Below are 20,322 nucleotides of genomic sequence, written 5' to 3' on the forward strand. Positions count from 1 at the left end.
CGTGGCCTGGGTCGTCATCCGCGCACCACCTCCAGGTCGGCCCAGACCCGCTTGCCCCACCGCAGCGGATCAACGCCCCACCGGCCGCAGGACAGGGCAGCCACCATCGCCAGCCCCCGCCCGGACTCGTCGTCGACGTCGGCCGTCTTCGACCGCGGCACCTGCCTGGATCGATCCACCACGGCCACCCGCACCACACACTCGTCCAGCCGTGTCACGGTCACGCGGACCGTTCTTAGCCGGGCGTGCACCACGGCGTTCGACATCAGTTCGCTGACGACGACCCATGCCGCGTCCTCCAGTTCCTCCAGCCCCCAGGCCCGAAGCGCTGAGGAGACCAGACGCCGTGCCGCTCGGACGGACTCCGGCGCCCGGCGCAGGGACTGCGAGTAGGCGGGCCGCCCGACTGCTGCGGACTCGATCACGGGCGGATCGGTCGTCGCCCCCCTGCCGCTCGGGTTCTGCTGACCAGTCACGCCCCGGGCTCCCCTCAGTGGCTTGCTCACATACGAGCCAACTCCCCTGGAGCGCGGGCCGTCGGAAGCCTGGACAGACCTTGCCTCCGGACTTTTCACCGCAATCGGACTTCCCGATCCGCCCAGACCCGCTACCTTCTGTGGTCGACCGAACCACGGAAGGTGATGAGGTGTCTGATCTGACGTCCTTCGAACACGCCTGTCTGCTGCAAGGGTGGGCGAAGCCGGCGGACTTCCTACGGGCGTTCCAGGCCACCGCGGACGTCCTGCATGAGTCACCCGCACTGACCGACCGCCAATTACGCCGGTGGCGCCAGCCCGCGCCTCCGGCGCCAAGGCGGCGCGCCTGGCGGATTCTGCATGCGATGTTCGGCATCTGTCCGACCGAACTCGGGTTCCCTGGACCACCGCCAGGTGTCACCTTGGGGGGTGAACCTCTTCACACACAGAGAGGCACTTCCGTGGACCGTCGCGCATTCCTCACCGACTCCCTCGGTGCGGCAGCCTCCGTGAGTCTCCCCGCCCATCTGCGGCCACTCACCCCTCCGGGAAAGTCCGGCTCGGTCGGTACCGCCCATCTCCTCGAACTCCGCGAGGGTCTGCACTCCCTCTTCCAACTCGACGATGCCTACGGCGGCGCCGCCGTCCGCTCACTGGCCCTCCGGCACCTGCGCCGAGTCAGCCGGGTCATCGACACCAGCACCTATCCCGACACGATCGGTCGCCAACTCAAGCTCCTCGCCGGGGAGATCACCGGATGGTGCGGCTGGCTGCACTACGACGCCAACAACCAGGACACCGCCCGCCGATACTGGGGCGAGGCCCTGACCACGGCTGCCACCCTTGGGGACGCCAACCTGGAGATCCTGGTCTTCTCCCAGATGAGCTTGCAGGCATCCTGCGAAGGCCGGCCACAGGACGGCCTCGATTTAGCCCGCGCCGGCCAAGAACGCGCCACCCGTCTGGGCTCGCCGGTGCTCCAGTCCATCATGGCCTGCCGGGAGACTCGCGCTCTGTCCGGGATGGCCGACGGTAAGACGGCAGGCCGCCGCCTCAGCGATGCCATGCGCTTCCTCGACTACAAGGGACGCGGGCGCCCCTCCTCTGAATGGGCCGCCTTCCACGGGCCGACGGAAGTGGAGTACTGCCAAGGTCTCCTCTACAACGAACTAGGCAACCACCGGGCCGCCGTCCCCTTCTTCCGCGCCTCCCTGGCCCATCAGAGGAGCAGCTACGGGCGCAATCGGGCGTTGTACCGGCTGATGCTCGCCAACACCCTGGTCAAGGCCGACGAGGTCGAGGAGGGCGCCGCCTACGCGGTGGAAACCCTGGGGCACCTGGACGAGGTCGAGTCCGGCCGTGTCATGCGTCGCCTCGCTGAGGTGGCCGATGCACTCCGCCCGGTCGATACCGCCTCCGCCAAGAACGCCGTCGAGCAACTGGACGACTACGCCCGCTTGAAGAGTGCGGCTTGATGCCGAGCCGTTGAGGGCTGGCGACAGAAAAGACCCTTATGTCCTATCGGTTGCCACGGTGCACATGGAGAATGCGCTGCCCTGGCAAGCCAGGCTTCGAGGAGAAGAATGAACCGATACACCGAAGTGCCGTGGGGCCTGACGCGGATGGAGCCCTACCCGACGCTGAGCCGTCAGACCGCAACGCTCGTGGGATTGGACCCGGACACCCAGACCGCGATCTACCAGGACGCCGACGGCCGCCGACTGGAGATGGGCAAGCACTCGACGCATCGGGGCGTGGAGACCGGGACTAGGACCAATCCCGGAGACGGTGCCAGCCCAGGTTCATTCGATGAGGATCACGATCAGAAGACCGAGCAAGATGAGGCCGAGGACGGCTTCTGAGCATGAGCACCCGCCGTCCAGTGGTGGTGCTCACGGAGTTGGCCGACCCCACAGCCGACTGGGTCATCACCGAGCTGAACGAGCGGCGGGTTCCCGTCATCCGCATCGATCCGGGAGCGGACGCGGTGACGTTGTCCGCGCTCGCCCTACCCGGGCGCTCGTGGACGGGACCCCTGACGGCTGATGGCCGCACCTTCGACCTCGGCGATGTGCGTTCGGTCTACCACCGAAGGCCGTCCCCGTTCGTTGCACCGGATCACCTGGACTCCCAGCAGCGGGCTTTCATCACCGCCCATGCGCGTCACGGCCTGGGCGGTGTGTTGGGGGCACTCGACTGCCTGTACGTAAACCACCCGCACCGCAATCTGGCCGCTGGGTACAAGCCGCGCCAGACCACCGAGGCCGCGCGGGCAGGTCTGACCGTCCCTCCGACGCTCATCACGAACGATCCCGCCGAGGCTCGCGCCTTCGCCGAGGAGTACGGGCCGATCGTCTACAAGCCGCTGCGGTCCACCGCGTACATCGAGGACGGTGAGCACCGGACGATTTGGGTGCGGCAGGTCGATCCAGGCGAGATAGGGGACGGAGTGTCGGCCTGCCCTCACCTCTTCCAGAAGGCCGTGAGCAAGGTGGCGGACGTCCGGGTCGCGGTCGTCGGCGACAGGCTGTTCGCCAGCCGGATCACCGTGGACGGCGACCATCTGGACTGGCGGTGGGACTACGACCGGATCGTCTTCGATCCCATCGAGGTACCCGTCGAGGTGCAACTCGGGATTCACCGGTTCATGCACCGGCTGGGCCTCGTCTTCGGAGCATTCGACTTCGGCCTCGACCAGGATGGCCGCTGGTGGATGTTCGAGTGCAATCCGAACGGGCAGTGGGCGTTCGTAGACATCCCGACCCGTATCGCCATCGCCGCCGCACTCGCCGACGTACTGGAGAAAGGACTCCTCGCATGACAGACGCCGCCCCCGACGGGCTCGCGGCCCGGCTTCGCGCACAACTGGCCGACCGACTGGCGGAGACCGGGCTGCTCCGCTCCGGTGTCTGGCGGGCGGCTGTCATGGCCGTGCCCCGGGAGGTCTTCGTCCCCGCGTTCTTCCGCCGGAGTGACGGGCCCCAGGGGACCGTGTGGACTCCGGCGACGCCAGCCACCGAGACCTCCGGCGCCTGGCTGGAGGAGGTGTACGCGGACGAGACCCTGGTCACCCAGCTCGATGGCGGCGTGCACCCCGGCGATGTGGATGGCCCGGTCAGCGGGGACCCCACGTCCTCCTCCACTCTCCCGGGCCTCGTCGTACGGATGCTGGAGGACCTGGACCCAAAGGACGGCGCCCGCGTCCTGGAGATCGGCACGGGCACCGGCTACTCCACCGCGCTGATGTGCCACCGTCTCGGCAGCGACCATGTCACCTCGATCGAGTATGACCCCGCCACCGCCGCCAGCGCCCGCACTGCGATCGCCACGGCCGGGTACAGCCCCCGGCTCATCCAGAGCGACGGCCTCCAAGGTGACGACGACGGCGCGCCGTACGACCACTTGATCGCCACCTGCTCCGTGCGCACGATCCCGCCCGCCTGGCTCCACCAGGTCAAACCCGGTGGCACGATCCTCACCACGGTGTCGGGCTGGCTCCACGGCTCCGGCCTCGCCCGTCTCAGCGTCGGCGAGGACGGTACCGCCTTCGGCACGTTCCTGCCCGGCACCGTCTCCTTCATGATTGCTCGTCCCCATGCCGCCCCCGACCTGGGCGATTTCTCCAGCCTGCTGCGGCAACCGGCCGAGGAACGCCCTGCCCACCACGGCCCGGAGGTCTTCCGGGACTGGGTCCCGCTGTTCCTCACCCAGCTCGCCGCTCCCAAAGCCCAGGGCATCTCCACCAGACTGGACGGGGGCCCGTGGCTGGCGCACACCATCGACGTTGGCAGCGGCTCCTTCGCCACCCTGGTCCCCGGCGAGGACAGCGGCAGCGGATTCCGTGTACGCCAGGGCGGGCCCCACCGGCTCTGGGACGATGTCGAAGCCGCCGTCGACGCTTGGAAGGCCGCAGGCTCACCTCCCCAGACCGCCTTCACTCTCACCATCACCCCCACCGAACAGCGGGTACGTCTCAACACCCCCGAAGGGCCGAGTTGGACCCTCCCAACCTGACCTCTCAAGGCGTACCCAATCGATCAACCCACCGATTCCGGTGCCTCGGAACCAGCCGAAGGCATTCCGAAGCCGCGCCAGTCCGCACCACCGCCCTTCTCCACCCACCGCCCCCGCCACCCACACGCCGCGCCAACCCACCGCCGCACCAACCACCGTGGAACAAGCAACTATCACCGGCTCCCAGGCGGTCCCGTGGAACCATTCCACGCCTGCATCGGGTTCCTCATATGACAGGGGACCGGCGGATCAATCGGGGGTACGGGGACGATGAAACCGGGATTACGGATGTCGGTTGCTGCCACCGGACTGGCGCTACTACTCGTTGCCGGGTGCAGCGGAGGCAACGGGGGCGACAAGGACGGCGATGAGGTGCGGCTCCGGGTCGACAAGACGGCCGCCTTGGCCGATGAGCCGGTACGGATCAAGGTCACGGGTCTGGAGGCAGGCCAGGAAGTGACGATCACCTCGAAGGCAATGGACAGGGACATGTCGTGGACCGGGCGGGCAACGTTCGCTGCGGACAAGGCGGGGACCGTGGATTTGGCGCGCGCCCAACCGCGTTCGGGTACCTACCAGAAGGCAGACGGCATGGGCTTGTTCTGGTCGATGAAGCCGGATGCGGGCGCAGCTGACGAGTCGTGGTTCTCCCCGCCGTGGCCGGAGGCGCAACCCGACTACGAGGTGCGCCTGGCGGTCAACGTCGGCGGCAAGCAGATCGCGAATCAGACGTTGACCCGCACCTGGATGCGGGAGGGCGTCACCCACCGGTCGCTGACCACGGCGAAGGACAAAGTCGACGGCTCGCTGTATCTGCCGCCCGCTGGGTCCGCACGCCGTGCGCCGGTGCTCAGTTTCGGCGGCTCGGAAGGCGGCCCCGGCGACAAGTCCACACCCGCGTTGCTGGCCTCCAGAGGACACCCCGTGCTCGCCCTGTGCTACTTCGGCTGCGGTGTTCGTCCGACCACCCTGGAGCGGATCGAGCTGGAGTACTTCGTCACCGCCGCCCGGCTACTGAAGCGTGAGGGCGGCGCCGGATCGCAGCGTCTGGCCGTCATCGGCACCTCACGCGGCAGCGAGGCCGCACAACTCCTCGCCCACTACTACCCGGACCTGTTCCAGGACGTCGTCGCCTACGCCCCGAGCCACAAGACCAACCCCGGCTTCCCCAAGAACGTGCCGGCCTGGACGAAGGACGGCAAGCCGGTCAACCACGCGCCCATTCCCCTCCAGCGGGTGCGCGGCACGGTGCTCGCCATCGCGGGTGGGGCGGACGGGCTGTGGCGATCGGCACCTTCGGCTGACGAGATCGTCAAACAGAAGGGGGCCTCGGGCAGCCGTCACCAAGCGTTGATCTACCCCCAGGCCGGTCACGGCGTCAGCGCACCCCCGTACACCGCGCTCGGCAGGAAGTTCAGACACCCGCTGACGGGTGACACCTACGACATGGGTGGCACACCGGCCGCGGACGCCCACGCCCGCTCCGACAGTTGGCCGAAGGTGCTGTCGCTGCTCCAGGGCTAGAAGACGGCCGATACCGCGCACCCCGGGCCCATCGACGTACTTAAGGATCGCAGCGGAGGCGAGACGTACTGCCGCCCACCGAGGAACGGAGCCCAACACGGCGTGATGACACTCAATGTCCCACCGGGGTCAGCTTGGTCTGACAAGAAGTAGGCGGCCCGCGCATCGGGACCGATGCGAGTCTGAATCTCCCTCAGGGCGGGCCCTAGAGGGGGTTGCTGCCGTCCCTGTTGAGCGGGTCCCCGGGGCGGAAGAACCGCTTGGCGACGAAGTGGCCGTGCTCGGCCGCCATACGGAACCAGGGCTCCGACTCCTCAAGTCCATCGCGATGCTCGACGAGCCTGCCCATCTCCCACATCGACTCGACATCGCCGTTGTCGACGGCCATGCGCAGCAGACGTTCCGCCTCGTCGAAGTCGCCCTGGATCTTGGACATCATCGCCAGCGCGCGCAGTGCCCCTGGGTCGCCTGCCGCTGCGCCGACTCGCAGCTCATCGACCGACACCCGCCGTCTGCGCCGCAGGGCCCCGCTGACCAGGAGCAGGATGCCAAGGACCCAGAGGATCCAGCTCACTTCGGTGAACGTGCCCCGGTCCGTCGTCACACCGATGATGCTCAGAACCGCGGCGACGAACAGTAAAAAGCCGGCCACACTGATCCCCCTACTCTGTGCCGCCCCCCACCTGCCAGGGGGCAGGATAGACGCCGCCGATCCCCCTTGCCGAGGGAGCGAACCAGCCAGCGGCGTGGGCCCACTACCGGCCCCGTGGCTGCGGACGGCGCCATCAGGCGGCCCGGCGCCACCGGCACCCAACGCACCTTCCGCCGAGGGCCGGGCCTGCTCGGTAGGTGCGGGCCCGGACTGACCAGCCAGGTGGGCTATGCCTCAGTACTCTCCCCCACCACCCACCCCAGATACTCCCGGGAGCCACCCTCCACCGGTAGCACGATCCACTCCGGTACGTCATAGCTGTGGGTGGTCGCGACCCACTCGGCCAGTTCGGGCAGCCGGTCGCGGGTCGTCTTGTACGAGATCCGCCACTCCCGTTCCTGCTGCACCGCACCCTGCCAGCGGTAGACCGCGGTGAAGGCGGGGTCGATGTGCGCGCACGCCGCGAGTCGGCGATCCACCGCGCCGTGCGCCAACTCCGCCGCTTTCGTCTCGTCGTCGATGGTGGTCTGTGCGATCACGATGTTCGTCGACACGGCGGCTGCTCCTTCGTAGGGGGATTCGACCCTATCCAGGGGCGCGCCATGGTGCGGCCAGCACAAAGAGGGCGCGGTACCGGACCGGCTGACGCGGGCCCGGCGAACCCTGGCCCGCGTCAGCCGTGAATGATCTTGACGGCGGTGACCACCAGAGAAGGCGGCCCCCCGATGTAGTACCGGACGATCGCACCCGCGACGGTCGCATGACGCCGGGCCGGCTCCTGCCCCGGTACCGCTGGTCTTGAGCCGTGCCCATAGGGATCGTTGCCCAGGGTGGACGCCATCGCGGCATCGAATCTGGCCCGAAAGGTCGCAGGCATCTGATTGCGGACCTTCTCCCCCTCGCCCGCGTACTGAATGCGGTAGCGAGTCAGGCGCCCTCAGCCCCTCGGCTACCCGCAGTGGAATCCTCGGCGGCCTTCAGCTCGGCGATCAGAGCGTCTTCCTCCGCAAGATCCCCCGGCGGATACCCCCAGCGCAGGGCCGTGTAGGTCAATTCGTGCCCCGGGGTGCCGATGATCTCGGCCTCGAACTCCGCAGTCTTCTCGTCGTCCAGGACAGCACGGATGCCCTCGATCGTCGCCGGGAACGTCTTCGATCCGACGGGGAAGCCCGTTGACCACACCAGGGGCGCGACTTCACCCGCTGCCTCGTCCAGCGGTGGATGTGTCGGGGTGACCGGCTCTCCATCTCCGTCCAGAACACCGGTGAAGTCGCCGTTCCTGAGCCGGCCGACGACCTCCGGGTCCGTATCCTCTGCGCCCGCCGGCAGGGACCAGCCGAGGATCACGTACACGAGGTGCTTGGCCGGGGTCCGGGCGATCTCGGCGTCGAACTCCGCCAGCCGCCCCGGCTCCACAACGGCACGGACCCCCTCGATACTCGAAGGGACCTCCACCCGTCCCCCGGCCAGCGGAATGCTCCAGACCGGTCCCGTACACACCGTCATGCCTCGACCCCTCCGCATAGCCACTCGGAGTGCACGAGCGTAGAACCGGTCCGGACGGCGCGGCACGACACCGAGCCGACGCAACACGATCGAGCGACATCACCGGGGTGGCCGTCACGGACGTGTTGCCCCGGCCTCCCGTCGCAGCCGGCTGACCATCACGGACACGCCCCAGACACCCCAGCTCACCCCTGTCCCAGCGCCCTCGCGTGGTCGCGCCTGCGCAGTGACGGGTCGGTGAGCGCGGGCGGGGCGTACGGTGCGTCGGCCGGGTTCACATCGGTGCCCGGGGCGACCAGGGCGTCCAGCCGGTCCATCACATCCGGGCCGAGGCGTACCCCGGCCGCTCCCAGCTGGCCCGTCAGCTGCTCCATGGTCCGCGGGCCGATGATCGCGGAGCTGACCGCCGGGTGCGCGAGCACAAAGCCGATCGCCAGCTCGATCATGGTGTGACCGGCCTCGTCCGCGAGGGCCGCGATCTCCTCGACCAGGGCGTACTTCCGATCCCGTACCGCTTCCTGGGCGTGATCGAAGTGCTCGGCGTTGCGTACGGCACGGGAGTCGGCGGGAGCCTTGGTGCCCGCGCGGTACTTGCCGGTGAGCCAGCCGCCATTGAGGGGGCTGTAGACCATGACGCCCAGGTCGTAGCGCTGGCAGACGGGCAGCGTGCCCGCCTCGGCGTGCCGGGCCAGCGCCGAGTACGCCAGTTGCTCGACGGTGAAGCGCTCCCGGCCACGGCGCTCTGCCCTCCATTGGCCTGCGGTGATCTGTTCCGCAGTGAAGGCGGAGGAGCCGATCGCCCGGACCTTGCCGGCCCGGATCAGATCGGTCAGGGCGCCGAGGGTCTCGTCGAGGTCGGTGCCGGGGTCCGGTCGGTGCAGCTGGTAGAGGTCGATGTGGTCGGTGCCCAGCCGGCGCAGGCTGTCCTCCACGGCCCGGACGATCCAGCGCCGGGACGCACCACGGGTGAGGGGGTCGTCATGGTTCATGTGCTCGCCGAACTTGGTGGCCAGCACCACGGAGTCCCGCCGGCCCTTGAGGGCACGGCCGAGGATCTCCTCCGTCTCTCCGAAGGCGTACACGTCCGCGGTGTCGATGAAGTTGACTCCCGCGTCGAGGGCTGCGTGGATCATGTCCACGCACGCGTCGTGATCCTGATTGCCCCACGCCCCGAACATCATCGTGCCGAGGGCGAGGCGACTGACGCGCAGGCCCGTTCCGCCGAGGTTCACATAGTCCATCGCCCGAGAGTTGCACGCCCGCCGTGGTGCACCGATGTGGCCGGGGGGCAGCGCGGGGGGCCGATGTTCGTGCCTCAAGCACATATCGTCCCCGTACGGCACCGACCTACCTTCGAGCACATCGCAAAGCAACGAAGGTGTTGGGGAGGAAGCCGTGCTGGACCGGATGAACGCTTCGGAACTCGCCCTGCACGAGGGGGTGGTCGCCGAGGCCCGCGCCGCCAAGGGTCGCGAGAGCGACGGACTCGTCGAGTCGCCGCTTCCCAGCGACATGCTCCAGCCCTGGGAAGTGTGGAGCCAGGAACTCTTCGATCTGGAGATGATCCGGGTCTTCGGCCGCTCCTGGGTCTGGCTCGGGGACACCGAGGACCTCGTCAAGCCCGGCGACTTCATCACGGGCAAGATCGGTGTGCAGTCGGTGCTGATCGTCAAGCAGCGCGACGGCTCGGTCAAGGGATTCCTGAACAACTGCCGGCATCGTGCGTCGGGCGTGGCCTTCGACCCGGCCGGCAACTGCGGCAAGGCGTTCGCCTGCCCGTACCACGCGTGGACGTACGGCCTGGACGGCAAGCTGCTGTCCATCCCGGACAAGGAGCGGATGTACGGCGCCGACTTCCCGATGCAGAGCTACGGGCTGGTGCCGATCCGGGTGCACATCGCGTTCGACAAGTTGGTCTTCGCCTGTCTGTCGCACAAGGCGCCCTCCTTCGACGAGTGGATCGCGCCGCTCCTGCCCCGGTACGAGGCGTACAAGATCGGGAACTACCACCGCTACCACCGTGAGCTCGACGAGACGTTCGACATGAACTGGAAGGTCTTCGTCGAGAACTCCAACGACGACTACCACGTCCGCTTCGTGCACCGTCGGCTCAACAAGGTGCGCAAGCAGATGGACACCATCGTGCGCTTCGAGGGGCGCACCACCAGCGGCTATAAGCCGCACAGCGAGAACTTCGACCTCTCGCTGGGCCGGACCGACCTGGACGAGGACGATCTGCGCGGCAGTTACGCGGAGTTCATCTATCCGAACCTCACCCCGCTGCCCTACGCGTCCCAGCTGATCATGGTGCGGGCCGATCCGATCGCCCCGGACAAGACGCGCCTGGTCTCCCGGATCTACGGGCTGACCGAGGACGTCGAACTCCAGGAGCGCGAGTTGGTCAATCTGGAGCTGACCAACAAGGAGGACACCGACATGGTGACCGTCCTGATGGAGAACCTCCGATCGCCCTTCTACCGCGTCGGCCCCTCCAGCACCTGGGAGGGTCGGGCCCGGCACATGATGAGGCAGATCCGTGAAGACGTGGCCACGCCGCTCGCGCCCGATGAGTTCGACGGCCCGATCGACTGAACAACGCCACGCAGCCAGGACGCCACGACGGCACGACCGATCGCCGGATCGGCTGAACGCCGACGATTCGTAGGAGAGGAGAGCATCCGTGCTCGACAAGAAGCTCACTGAGGCCCGTTGGACCCATATCGCGCTGCCGACCAGCGACCTGGAAGCGGCGGTGGAGTTCTACACCTCCTTCACCCCGCTGGTCGTCGTCGCACGGCACAGCGACAAGGACGGCGCCAACGCCTGGCTGTCCAACGCGGGACAGGTGGAGACCCCGTTCGTCCTGGTCCTGGTCGGGTTCAACAAGGACAAGGGCAAGAAGCAGCCGCAGCTTTCCCCCTTCGCCCACCTCGGCATGGAGGTGCCGAACCGGGAGGACGTCGACAACACGGCGGCACGGGCCCGCGAGGCGGGTTGTCTCCACTGGGAGCCGATGGAGCTGCCCCCGCCGGTCGGCTACATCTGCGCCCTGACCGACCCCGACGGCAATGTTGTCGAGATCTCCCACAACCAGCAGGTCTTCGAGGAGGTCCGCACCCTGTGGGGTGCTGACGCGGAGCAGTGAGCGCCGCCGCGGACCTGGAGTCCGTAACGAGGACGGCGGTGGCGAGGTTCGTGGCAGCGCTCAACAGCGGGGACCCCGACCGGATCGCCGACCTGGTGACCGAGGACTTCCACAACGAGCACACCTCGTCGCTCGGGAAGAGCCTGCACGGCAGGGCGGCCTACCGACAGCGGCTGGCCGGCTTCCTCGAAGAGTTCCAAGACCTGCGGTACGAGACCGAAGACCTCCTCGTCGACGGGGACAGGGCGGCGCTCGCCTATCGGATGACGTTCGTCTGGACCGGCGCCAGTCACCGTCCTGAGATCAACGTCCGGGGCATGTTCCGGTTCCGGGTCGAGGACGGCAAGATCGCGCACCGCATCGACTACTGGGACAGCGGCACCTTCCACCAGCAGACCACCGCGCAGCGACGGTGGCCCCGATGACCACCGCACCTGCGGCACGGCAGCTGGACCGGCCTTCGGTGCCGGTCCTCGAACCGCAGAGCAGTCAGCGATGAAAGGAAGCACTGTGCAGACGTTCTCGGCCCTCGGAGGGGGCAAGCTCCGGCGGATGCGCCGGATGTTCGCGGCGGACGGGCGGGCGGTCTTCGTCGCCATCGACCACGCCGCGTACATGGGTGAGGGCCCGCCGCTGGGCGAGCCGATGAACCAGATCGCGGCCGGCAGGCCGGACGCAGTGCTCGCCACCTGGCACCTGGCCCGCGCCTACGCGGACACTTTCGCCTCGGCCGGCCTGGTGCTGCGCGTCGACGGTGGCTCGTCCGAACTCGGCGACATGCCGCAGAGCGATGTCAACGACATCATGCACCTGCCCGAGCAGGCGCTGCGGATCGGCGCGGACTGCCTGGTGGTGCTCGCGTTCCCCGGCGCCCCCGACGAGGACCTGTCGCTGAAGCGACTGGCACGGCTCACCTCGGAGTGCGAGCAGCTCGGTCTGCCCGTGATGGCCGAGATGATCCCCGGCGGCTGGGGCCGTGCGGTGCCGTGGACCACGCAGAACGTGGCCAGGGCAGCCCGCATCGGCGCCGAACTGGGCGCGGACATCATCAAGACCGTGTGCCCCGGTCCGCCCGAGGAGTTCGCCGAGGTCGTCGCGGCGTGCCCGGTGCCGGTGGTGGCACTTGGCGGGCCGAAGGCCGAGAGCGAGGACGAGGTGGTGGCGCTGGCCAAGGGCGTGGTGGAGGCGGGCGGCGCGGGTGTCGCCTTCGGCCGCAACGTCTGGGGCTCGGCGCAGCCGGAGAAGCTGGTGACGCGACTGCGCGACGCGGTCCACGGCAGCTGAGACCGGCCCATACAGGCCGGGTGTTCCCGGCCCTTGAACCGGCCGTCCCCCGGGGCTCCGCACACCGCACGTGCGACCCGGGGGTCGGCCTCCAACTCCCCATTTTGAATAACGGTGTTGCGGATGGCCCGTCCTGAGCCGCAGCCTCGGCCCCACCAGGGTCGCCCGGTGCCGTTCCGGCTTCTGCGCCCGGCCCACACGGCGTGCGACCCCGGCGACCACGCTCCGGGGTGAGTCCTCCCCCGGCATCCGCCCGGCCCGTGCTCCGTATCCGTATCCGCAATCGATTCGGGCCCGCCAGGCCACCGGGGCCGTGCCCCCGCGGGGCCATCCCGTGCACCGGCCGCGCACAGGGCGCGTTCGCCGCCCGCAACGACCCGTTCCAGCAGCACGACCCGCGAGTCGCCCCCTGACCCGCCCGGGGAGCCGGCGTCTTCCCCGACCGTCTTCCCGAGCCCGTCCCTGCGATCAGGAGTCGCGATCATGTCCAAGCAGGTCCTTGCCGTCCCCTCAGTGGTGATCCGGTTCGCCGGAGACTCCGGCGACGGTATCCAGCTCGCCGGCGACCGGTTCACCGCGCAGACCGCGTCCTTCGGCAACGACCTGGCGACCCTTCCCGACTTCCCCGCCGAGATCCGCGCCCCTCAGGGCACCCTGCCCGGTGTCTCGGCGTTCCAGCTCCACTTCGCCGACCACGGGGTCGCCACCCCGGGGGACAGCGCCGATGTGCTGATCGCCATGAACCCGGCAGCGCTCAAGGCCAATGTCGGCCATCTGCGGCCGGCGGCGCAGATCATCGCGGACTCCGACCAGTTCACCGGGCGCAATCTGACGAAGGCCGGGTACGCGGCGAACCCGCTGGAGGACGGCTCGCTGGAGGGCTTCACCGTCCAGCCGGTGCCACTGACCACGCTGACCGTCGGGGCGCTCAAGGACTCGGGGCTGAGCCGCAAGGACGCCGAGCGGGCGAAGAACATGTTCGCGCTCGGGCTGCTCTCCTGGATGTACCAGCGCCCCACCGAGGGCACGATCGCCCATCTGACGTCGAAGTTCGCGAAGAAGCCCGCCATCATGCGGGCCAATATCGCGGCCTTCCACGCCGGTTGGAACTTCGGTGAGACGACCGAGGCGTTCGCCGTCTCCTACGAGATCGCCCCAGCGCCCTCGCCCTCCGGTGTGTACCGCAACATCACCGGCAATCTGGCCCTGTCCTACGGGCTGGTCGCCGGAGCCCGACAGGCCGGGCTGCCCCTGTTCCTCGGCTCGTACCCGATCACTCCGGCGTCCGACATCCTCCATGAGCTCAGTCGGCACAAGAACTTCGGAGTGACCACCTTCCAGGCGGAGGACGAGATCGCCGCGGTCAGTGCCGCGCTCGGTGCCTCCTTCGGCGGGTCGATCGGGGTGACGACGACCTCCGGGCCCGGTATCGCGCTCAAGGCCGAGGCCATCGGGTTGGCCGTCACCCTGGAACTGCCGCTGATCGTGGTGGACATCCAGCGCGGCGGCCCCTCCACCGGACTGCCCACCAAGACCGAACAGGCCGATCTGCTCCAGGTCCTGCACGGCCGCAACGGCGAGTCGCCCCTGCCGGTGGTCTCGGCGAGTTCGCCGGCCGACTGCTTCGACGCCTGCATCGAGGCCGTGCGGATCGCCCTGAAGTACCGCACACCGGTCGTGCTGCTCTCCGACGGCTATCTCGCCAACGGCTCCGAACCCTGGCGGATACCCCACTCGTCGACGCTGCCCGACCTCCGGGTGGAGTTCGCGACCGGCCCCAACGGAACGGCCGCCGACGGCAGCCCGCGCTTCCTGCCCTACCTCCGCGACCCCGAGACCCTCGCCCGCCCCTGGGCCGTGCCCGGCACGCCCGGGCTCGAACACCGCATCGGCGGACTGGAGAAGGCGGACGGCACCGGGGACATCTCGTACGACGCCGATAACCACGAGTTCATGGTCCGCACCCGGCAGGCCAAGATCGACGGCATCGCCCGCGAGCTTCCGCCGACCGTCGTGGACGATCCCGAAGGCGACGCCCGGGTACTGGTGCTCGGCTGGGGCTCGACGGCCGGCCCGATCAGCGCCGCCTGTGCGGAGGTGCGGGCCGCGGGCGGTTCGGTCGCCCGCGCCCATCTGCGGCACCTCAACCCCTTCCCGGCCGATCTCGGTGAGGTCCTCGCGGCCTACGACCGCGTACTCATCCCCGAGATGAACCTGGGCCAACTCGCGCTCCTGATCCGCGGTCGCTACCTCGTCGACGCCGTCTCGCACACCCAGGTGCGCGGCACCCCGTTCAAGGCCGGCGATCTGCGGACCGCCATCGAGAAGGTGATCTCCGATGTCTGAAAGCCTGCTCTCCGCTCCGGTGGCGAACCCCGCGCGGGTGCCCCTGCCCCTGATCGCCACCTCGGATGGGATCGCGACCAAGCAGACCGCGAAGGACTTCCGCTCAGGCGAGGAGGTGCGCTGGTGCCCGGGCTGCGGTGACTACGCCATCCTCGCCGCCGTACAGGGCTTCCTCCCCGAACTCGGGCTGCGCCGCGAGAACATCGTCTTCGTCTCCGGGATCGGCTGCTCGTCCCGCTTCCCGTACTACATGAACACCTACGGGATGCACTCCATCCACGGGCGGGCGCCGGCGATCGCCACCGGGCTCTCGGTCTCCCGGCCCGATCTGTCGGTGTGGGTCGTCACCGGTGATGGCGACGCCCTCTCCATCGGCGGCAACCACCTCATCCATGCGCTGCGCCGCAACGTCAACCTCAAGATCCTGCTGTTCAACAACCGGATCTACGGGCTCACCAAGGGCCAGTACAGCCCCACCAGCGAACCGGGGAAGATCACCAAGTCCACACCGATGGGCTCGCTGGACACCCCGTTCAACCCGGTGAGCCTGGCGGTGGGGGCCGGCGCGGGCTTCGTCGCCCGTACCGTCGACTCCGACCGCAAACACCTCACATCGGTCCTGCGCGCAGCCGCCGAGTACGAGGGCACGGCCCTGGTCGAGATCTACCAGAACTGCAACATCTTCAATGACGGCGCGTTCGAGGTGCTCAAGAACCCGGCCACCCGCGACGACCACCTCCTGCGCCTGGAACAGGGGCAGCCGCTGCGGTACGGGGCCGAGGGCGAGCGCACCATCGTGCGTGACGCGGCGGGATCGCTGCGCCCGATCGACCCGGCCGCCTCGCCCGGCGCCCCGGCCGACGAGGTCGTTCACGACGCCCACGCCGACGACCCGGCCATCGCCTTCTCCCTCTCCCGACTGCCGGAGAACGGCGGGCCCACCCCGATCGGCGTCTTCCGCTCGGTGTCCCGGCCCTCGTACGACCGGCAGGTCGCCGAGCAGTTGCGGCAGGCGGCCGATGCGTCGGGCCCCGGCGATCTGGACACGCTGCTGGCCGGACGCGACCACTGGACCGTCGCATGACCGCCCGCCCCCGGACGACTGCCTGCCCCCGGACGACCGCCCGACTCACCCCTCATCGCAACAGGCCCGGGAGGTGCCCATGACCTATGTGATCGGTACGAACTGTGTCGACGTCAAAGACCGCACCTGTATCGCCGAATGCCCCGTGGACTGCATCTACGAGGGCGAGCGGATGCTCTACATCCACCCGGACGAGTGCGTCGACTGCGGAGCCTGCGAGCCGGTGTGCCCGGTGGAGGCCATCTACCCCGCCGACAGCCTGCCCACCGAATGGCTCTGGCACCTGGATGCGGCGACCGCGGTGACCGCGGGCCGCGAGGACGAACCCGAGGCCGGGCCGGTGGACGACCACCCGGACGTGACGGCGCTCCCGGCGCGCACCGAAGCGGCCTGAGCCATGGCCGCCCACCCGAGCCCTCGTCCCCCTGACCGCACCGCCCCACAGCCCAGCCCCGCACATCAGAGCGTGCACCGCGCAATCGGCGCCCGTACACCCGTCATCACCCCAACCAGAGAAGAGGCCAGACGTGACTGATTGGCGCCTTGCCGTGGACATCGGCGGCACCTTCACCGATGTCGTCCTGCTGGATGCAGACACCGGCCGTGTCGTTGTCGAGAAGACGCTCACCACCCCGTCCGCGCCCCTCGGTGGCGTACGCACCGGTGTGCTCTCCGCGCTGGACAAGGCCGGGATCTCTCCCGGTGACATCATCCGCCCCATCGTCCATGCCACCACTCTCATCACCAACGCCCTGATCGAGGGCAAGACCGGGCGCGCGGCGCTGGTCACCACCGACGGCTTCGGTGACACGCTGGAGATCCGCAGCGAGCACCGCTACGACATGTACGACCTCCAGATCGAGTTTCCGGCCCCGCCGATCCCCCGCGACCTGGTCTTCGAGATCAACGAGCGGACCACGGCGGACGGTTCGGTCCGCACCCGCCCCACCGAGGCCGGTCTGGACGCGCTCGCCGAGGAACTGCGTCAGCACGACGTGGAAGCGGTCGCGGTCTGTCTCCTCAACTCGTACGCCAACGCGGAGAACGAGCGGCTCGTCACCGAGGGCCTCGCCAAGCGGCTCGGCGTCCCGGTGTGCGCCTCGCACGAGGTGACCCCGCAGATCCGTGAGTACCCGCGGATGATCACCACGGTCTGCAACGCGGCCACCATGCCCGTCATCGGCCCCTACCTCCAGGAACTCCAGGAGTGGCTGACCGCGACCGGCTTCGGCGCCTCGGTGCTGATGATGCTGTCCAACGGCGGTGTGGTCTCTGCCGACGAGGCCCGCAAGGTGCCGATCCGGCTCGTCGAGTCCGGTCCGGCGGCAGGTGCGCTGGCCGGTGTCTGGTACGCACAGCGGCTCGGTGAGGAGCGGCTGTTCTGCTTCGACATGGGCGGCACGACCGCGAAGTCCTGTCTGATCGAGAACTACCAGCCCGAGTTGACCAACGAGTTCGAGGTCGCCCGCGTCTACCGGTTCAAGAAGGGCTCCGGCTACCCCTGCTCGATCCCGTCGGTGGACCTGGTCGAGATCGGTGCGGGCGGCGGCAGCCTCGCCCGGGTCGACGACCTCGGTCTGCTCAAGGCAGGCCCGGACTCCGCGGGCGCCGACCCCGGCCCGGTCAGCTACGCCCGCGGCGGCACCATCCCGGCGACCACCGACGCGGACCTGGTGATGGGTCTGCTGGACCCGGCGTACTTCCTCGGCGGTGAGATGCCGCTCGACCTGGAGCGGGCGCGCGGCGCATTCGCCCCGCTCGGCGAGAAGCTGGGCGCCAGCAGCGATGACACCGCGGTCGGCGTCTACGAGGTGATCAACCAGAACATGGCCGCGTCCGCCCGGATGCACGCCGTGGAGCGCGGGATCGACCTGCGCGGAGTGGCGCTGATCGCGTTCGGCGGCGCGGGCCCCGTGCACGCCTGTGGTGTGGCGACGCTCCTGGAGGCGCCCCGGGTGATCTTCCCGGTGAACGCGAGCGTGCTCTCCGCGTTCGGCACCCTGGTCAGCCCGGTCCGCATCGACCTGGCCCGGAGCATGGTGCGTTCCCTGGACGGTCAGGTCGCGGCCGATCGTGATCTGCTGCTGGAGGACATGCGCCAGGAAGGGCGTCGCATCCTGGCGGCGGCCGGCGCCGCGGCGGAAGACGTCAAGTACCGCTACGGCCTGGACGCACGGTACGAGGGCCAGGGCAATGAGATCACCCTGTGGGTCGGCGAGGGCTCGTCCTGGCCCGCGACCCTGGACGAGACGCTGGAGCTGTTCCACAGCGAGTACGAGAAGATCTACGGCCTGCGGATTCCCGATGTCGGGGTCGAGGTCGTGACCTGGCGGGTCGCCGCCTGGTCCGACGCACCCGGCTTCGAGGTGCCGGCGGTCGCCGCCGGCAGCGGGAACCCGGTGCCGAACCGTCACCGCGACGCCCGTTTCCGCCGCGGTGAGGATGCCGTGTCCGTGCCCGTCTACCGCCGTGCCGAACTCGGCGCCGGTGACCGCTTCGACGGTCCCGCCCTGGTCGAGGAGCGGGAGACCACCTCGGTCATCCCCGGCGGCTGGAGCTGCGAGGTCGCACCCGACGGTTCGATCGTCGCCACGGCAGTCACCGCCACCGCCACCGCCAAGGAGGACTCCAAGTGACCCGTACCTTCGATGCGATCGAGCTGGAAGTCCTGTGGGGCTCGCTCATCGCCACCGTCAACGAGCAGGCCAAGGCGCTCCAACGGTCCGCCTTCAGCCCCATCGTGCGCGAGGCGGGCGACCTCGCGAACGCGCTGTTCGACCGGCGCGGTCGCATGGTCGCCCAGGCCGTCACCGGTACGCCGGGACACATCAACTCGCTCGCCATCGCCTGCAAGAACATCCTCGACCGGCACCCGGTGGACTCGCTGGAGCCCGGTGACGTACTGATCACCAACGACCCGTACCAGACGGCCGGGCAGCTGCTCGACGTCACGGTGCTGGTGCCGGTGTGGCGCGGCGGCCGGGTGATCGCGTTCTTCGGCTCGACGATCCACCACACCGACGTCGGCGGTTACGGCATCGGTGCGGGTGCCCGCGATGTGTTCGAAGAGGGCCTGTGGATTCCGATCAGCAAGCTGACGACGGCCAACGGGCGCAACGAGCCGGTGTGGGACTTCATCCTCGCCAATGTCCGCCAGCCCACCCACATGGCCGGTGACCTGCACGCCCAGATGGCATCGGGCGAGGTCGGCGCGGGACGGTTGCAGTCCCTGCTCGACTCCTACGACCTCGACGACATCGAGGAGCTCGCCGACGAGGTGATCCGCCGCTCGGAGGACGCCACTCGCCGTGCGATCCGCGAGCTGCCCGGTGGCACCTACCGCGCATCGTCGATCCTGGACCTGGCGGACGGCTCGGAGATCACCATCAATGTGGCGGTGACCATCGACTCCGTGAAGGGCGAGATCCTCGTCGACTACGCCGGCTCGTCGGGCCCGAGCCCGTTCGGCATCAACGTGGTGAAGAACTACACCCACGCGTACACGACGTTCACCCTGCGCAGCCTCCTCAACCCGGAGGTCCCCAACAACGCCGGCTCGCTGGGGCCGATCCTGGTGGAGGCGCCGGAGGGCAGCATCGTCAACGCGGTGGCACCGTCACCGTGCACCGCACGGCACGTGGTGGGCATGTTCCTGCCGATGCCACTGCTCCAGGCGATGTCGCAGGCGCTGCCGGATGCCGTGATGGCAGAGGGTTCGGCGGCCGTGTGGACGATGCAGGTCAGCGGGCACGACGCGGAGGGCAAGCCGTTCATCACGGCCATGTTCACCTACGCGGGCGGAGTCGGCGCCCGGGCGACCAAGCCCGGTCTGTCCACCACCTCGTACCCCACGGGTGTGTCGGCCGTACCGCTGGAGGTCGTGGAGGCGTCCGCGCCCATCCGCTTCCTGCGCAAGGAGTTGCGCCGGGGCTCCGGTGGCAAGGGTGCACAGGTGGGCGGGATGGGCCAGACCATCGAGTTCACGGTCGACTCCCCGTCGCCGTGGGTGCTGAACGCGGTGACCAGCCGACTCGCCCGCGGTCCGCTGGGCGTCTTCGGCGGTGGCGCGGGCGCGACCGGCCGCTTCCTGGTGAACGGCGAGCCGGTCCGCACCCAGGCCCGCATCACGCTCCAGCCGGGCGACATCGTACGGCTGGAACTGCCGGGCGGCGGTGGCTACGGCGAGCCGGTCGCAGCGGAGGCCGAGTCGGTCCCGGTCTGATCGGCCACGGCAGGTCGTCCCCGACCGAGCCGAACCCGTCCGGGTGGGAGGACCGCTGCTCGACGGTCC

The 20,322-nt window shown here is 69.1% G+C and carries 20 protein-coding genes; 14 read left to right on the forward strand and 6 right to left on the reverse strand.

Features of this window, described 5'->3' with window-relative positions:
* Nucleotides 1-14: 14 nt before the first annotated feature.
* Nucleotides 15-476, reverse strand: coding sequence for an ATP-binding protein (locus tag OID54_RS12650; RefSeq protein ID WP_329018382.1), 462 nt, complete (start codon nucleotides 474-476; stop codon nucleotides 15-17).
* A gap of 461 nt (nucleotides 477-937) precedes the next feature.
* Between OID54_RS12650 and OID54_RS12655 the strand changes: the two genes are divergently transcribed.
* The 5 genes from OID54_RS12655 to OID54_RS12675 all read left to right on the forward strand — a co-directional run bounded on the left by OID54_RS12655 (nucleotide 938) and on the right by OID54_RS12675 (nucleotide 6,014).
* Nucleotides 938-1,951 (forward strand): hypothetical protein, encoded by a 1,014-nt coding sequence (locus tag OID54_RS12655; protein WP_329018385.1) that lies wholly within the window; start codon nucleotides 938-940, stop codon nucleotides 1,949-1,951.
* 108 nt (nucleotides 1,952-2,059) lie between these two features.
* Complete coding sequence (gene tgmA, locus OID54_RS12660) at nucleotides 2,060-2,338, forward strand: putative ATP-grasp-modified RiPP (protein WP_329018387.1); 279 nt, start codon at nucleotides 2,060-2,062, stop codon at nucleotides 2,336-2,338.
* Nucleotides 2,339-2,340: 2 nt separating this feature from the next.
* A complete protein-coding gene (gene tgmB, locus OID54_RS12665; protein ID WP_329018390.1) occupies nucleotides 2,341-3,297 on the forward strand; it encodes an ATP-grasp ribosomal peptide maturase in 957 nt (318 codons plus the stop codon).
* Nucleotides 3,294-4,490 carry an ATP-grasp peptide maturase system methyltransferase gene (gene tgmC, locus OID54_RS12670; RefSeq protein WP_329018393.1) on the forward strand — a complete coding sequence of 399 codons (1,197 nt, stop codon included), beginning with the start codon at nucleotides 3,294-3,296 and terminating at the stop codon, nucleotides 4,488-4,490. Before tgmB ends, tgmC begins: the two co-directional genes overlap by 4 nt.
* Before the next feature lie 288 nt (nucleotides 4,491-4,778).
* A complete protein-coding gene (locus tag OID54_RS12675) occupies nucleotides 4,779-6,014 on the forward strand; it encodes an acyl-CoA thioesterase/bile acid-CoA:amino acid N-acyltransferase family protein (protein ID WP_329018396.1) in 1,236 nt (411 codons plus the stop codon).
* Between the two features lie 205 nt (nucleotides 6,015-6,219).
* Here OID54_RS12675 and OID54_RS12680 read toward each other — a convergent pair whose 3' ends face one another.
* The 5 genes from OID54_RS12680 to OID54_RS12700 all read right to left on the reverse strand — a co-directional run bounded on the left by OID54_RS12680 (nucleotide 6,220) and on the right by OID54_RS12700 (nucleotide 9,413).
* Nucleotides 6,220-6,666, reverse strand: a complete 447-nt coding sequence (locus OID54_RS12680) for a tetratricopeptide repeat protein (protein WP_329018399.1) — start codon at nucleotides 6,664-6,666, stop codon at nucleotides 6,220-6,222.
* Between the two features lie 227 nt (nucleotides 6,667-6,893).
* Nucleotides 6,894-7,220 carry a divalent-cation tolerance protein CutA gene (gene cutA / locus OID54_RS12685; RefSeq protein ID WP_329018402.1) on the reverse strand — a complete coding sequence of 109 codons (327 nt, stop codon included), beginning with the start codon at nucleotides 7,218-7,220 and terminating at the stop codon, nucleotides 6,894-6,896.
* Nucleotides 7,221-7,339: 119 nt separating this feature from the next.
* The gene (locus OID54_RS12690) at nucleotides 7,340-7,543 is read right to left on the reverse strand and encodes a hypothetical protein (RefSeq protein ID WP_329018405.1); all 204 of its coding nucleotides are present in this window, start codon (nucleotides 7,541-7,543) and stop codon (nucleotides 7,340-7,342) included.
* A gap of 50 nt (nucleotides 7,544-7,593) precedes the next feature.
* Nucleotides 7,594-8,172 (reverse strand): hypothetical protein, encoded by a 579-nt coding sequence (locus tag OID54_RS12695; RefSeq protein WP_329018407.1) that lies wholly within the window; start codon nucleotides 8,170-8,172, stop codon nucleotides 7,594-7,596.
* Between the two features lie 185 nt (nucleotides 8,173-8,357).
* A complete protein-coding gene (locus OID54_RS12700; protein ID WP_329018411.1) occupies nucleotides 8,358-9,413 on the reverse strand; it encodes an aldo/keto reductase in 1,056 nt (351 codons plus the stop codon).
* 154 nt (nucleotides 9,414-9,567) lie between these two features.
* On the opposite strand from OID54_RS12700, the gene OID54_RS12705 reads away from it, so the two are divergent.
* From OID54_RS12705 to OID54_RS12745, 9 genes are all read left to right on the forward strand, one after another.
* Nucleotides 9,568-10,764, forward strand: coding sequence for an aromatic ring-hydroxylating oxygenase subunit alpha (locus OID54_RS12705; RefSeq protein ID WP_329018414.1), 1,197 nt, complete (start codon nucleotides 9,568-9,570; stop codon nucleotides 10,762-10,764).
* Between the two features lie 88 nt (nucleotides 10,765-10,852).
* On the forward strand, nucleotides 10,853-11,317 hold the full coding sequence (locus OID54_RS12710; protein WP_329018417.1) for a VOC family protein: 465 nt from the start codon (nucleotides 10,853-10,855) through the stop codon (nucleotides 11,315-11,317).
* Nucleotides 11,314-11,742: an ester cyclase gene (locus OID54_RS12715; RefSeq protein ID WP_329018420.1), complete on the forward strand. Its 429-nt coding sequence runs from the start codon at nucleotides 11,314-11,316 to the stop codon at nucleotides 11,740-11,742. The genes OID54_RS12710 and OID54_RS12715 overlap by 4 nt, the downstream gene beginning before the upstream one ends.
* An 85-nt stretch (nucleotides 11,743-11,827) precedes the next feature.
* Nucleotides 11,828-12,601: a class I fructose-bisphosphate aldolase gene (locus OID54_RS12720; protein WP_329018423.1), complete on the forward strand. Its 774-nt coding sequence runs from the start codon at nucleotides 11,828-11,830 to the stop codon at nucleotides 12,599-12,601.
* A gap of 483 nt (nucleotides 12,602-13,084) precedes the next feature.
* Nucleotides 13,085-14,947: a 2-oxoacid:acceptor oxidoreductase subunit alpha gene (locus OID54_RS12725; protein WP_329018426.1), complete on the forward strand. Its 1,863-nt coding sequence runs from the start codon at nucleotides 13,085-13,087 to the stop codon at nucleotides 14,945-14,947.
* The gene (locus OID54_RS12730; RefSeq protein ID WP_329018429.1) at nucleotides 14,940-16,031 is read left to right on the forward strand and encodes a 2-oxoacid:ferredoxin oxidoreductase subunit beta; all 1,092 of its coding nucleotides are present in this window, start codon (nucleotides 14,940-14,942) and stop codon (nucleotides 16,029-16,031) included. The genes OID54_RS12725 and OID54_RS12730 overlap by 8 nt, the downstream gene beginning before the upstream one ends.
* Nucleotides 16,032-16,110: 79 nt before the next feature.
* Nucleotides 16,111-16,425 (forward strand): ferredoxin, encoded by a 315-nt coding sequence (fdxA, locus tag OID54_RS12735; protein ID WP_329018431.1) that lies wholly within the window; start codon nucleotides 16,111-16,113, stop codon nucleotides 16,423-16,425.
* Nucleotides 16,426-16,558: 133 nt separating this feature from the next.
* Nucleotides 16,559-18,667, forward strand: a complete 2,109-nt coding sequence (locus OID54_RS12740) for a hydantoinase/oxoprolinase family protein (protein ID WP_329018434.1) — start codon at nucleotides 16,559-16,561, stop codon at nucleotides 18,665-18,667.
* Nucleotides 18,664-20,253 (forward strand): hydantoinase B/oxoprolinase family protein, encoded by a 1,590-nt coding sequence (locus tag OID54_RS12745; RefSeq protein WP_329018437.1) that lies wholly within the window; start codon nucleotides 18,664-18,666, stop codon nucleotides 20,251-20,253. The genes OID54_RS12740 and OID54_RS12745 overlap by 4 nt, the downstream gene beginning before the upstream one ends.
* The last annotated feature ends 69 nt before the right edge of the window (nucleotides 20,254-20,322 follow it).

Origin of the sequence: Streptomyces sp. NBC_00690 (assembly GCF_036226685.1) — a bacterium.
Lineage (GTDB): Bacteria > Actinomycetota > Actinomycetes > Streptomycetales > Streptomycetaceae > Streptomyces.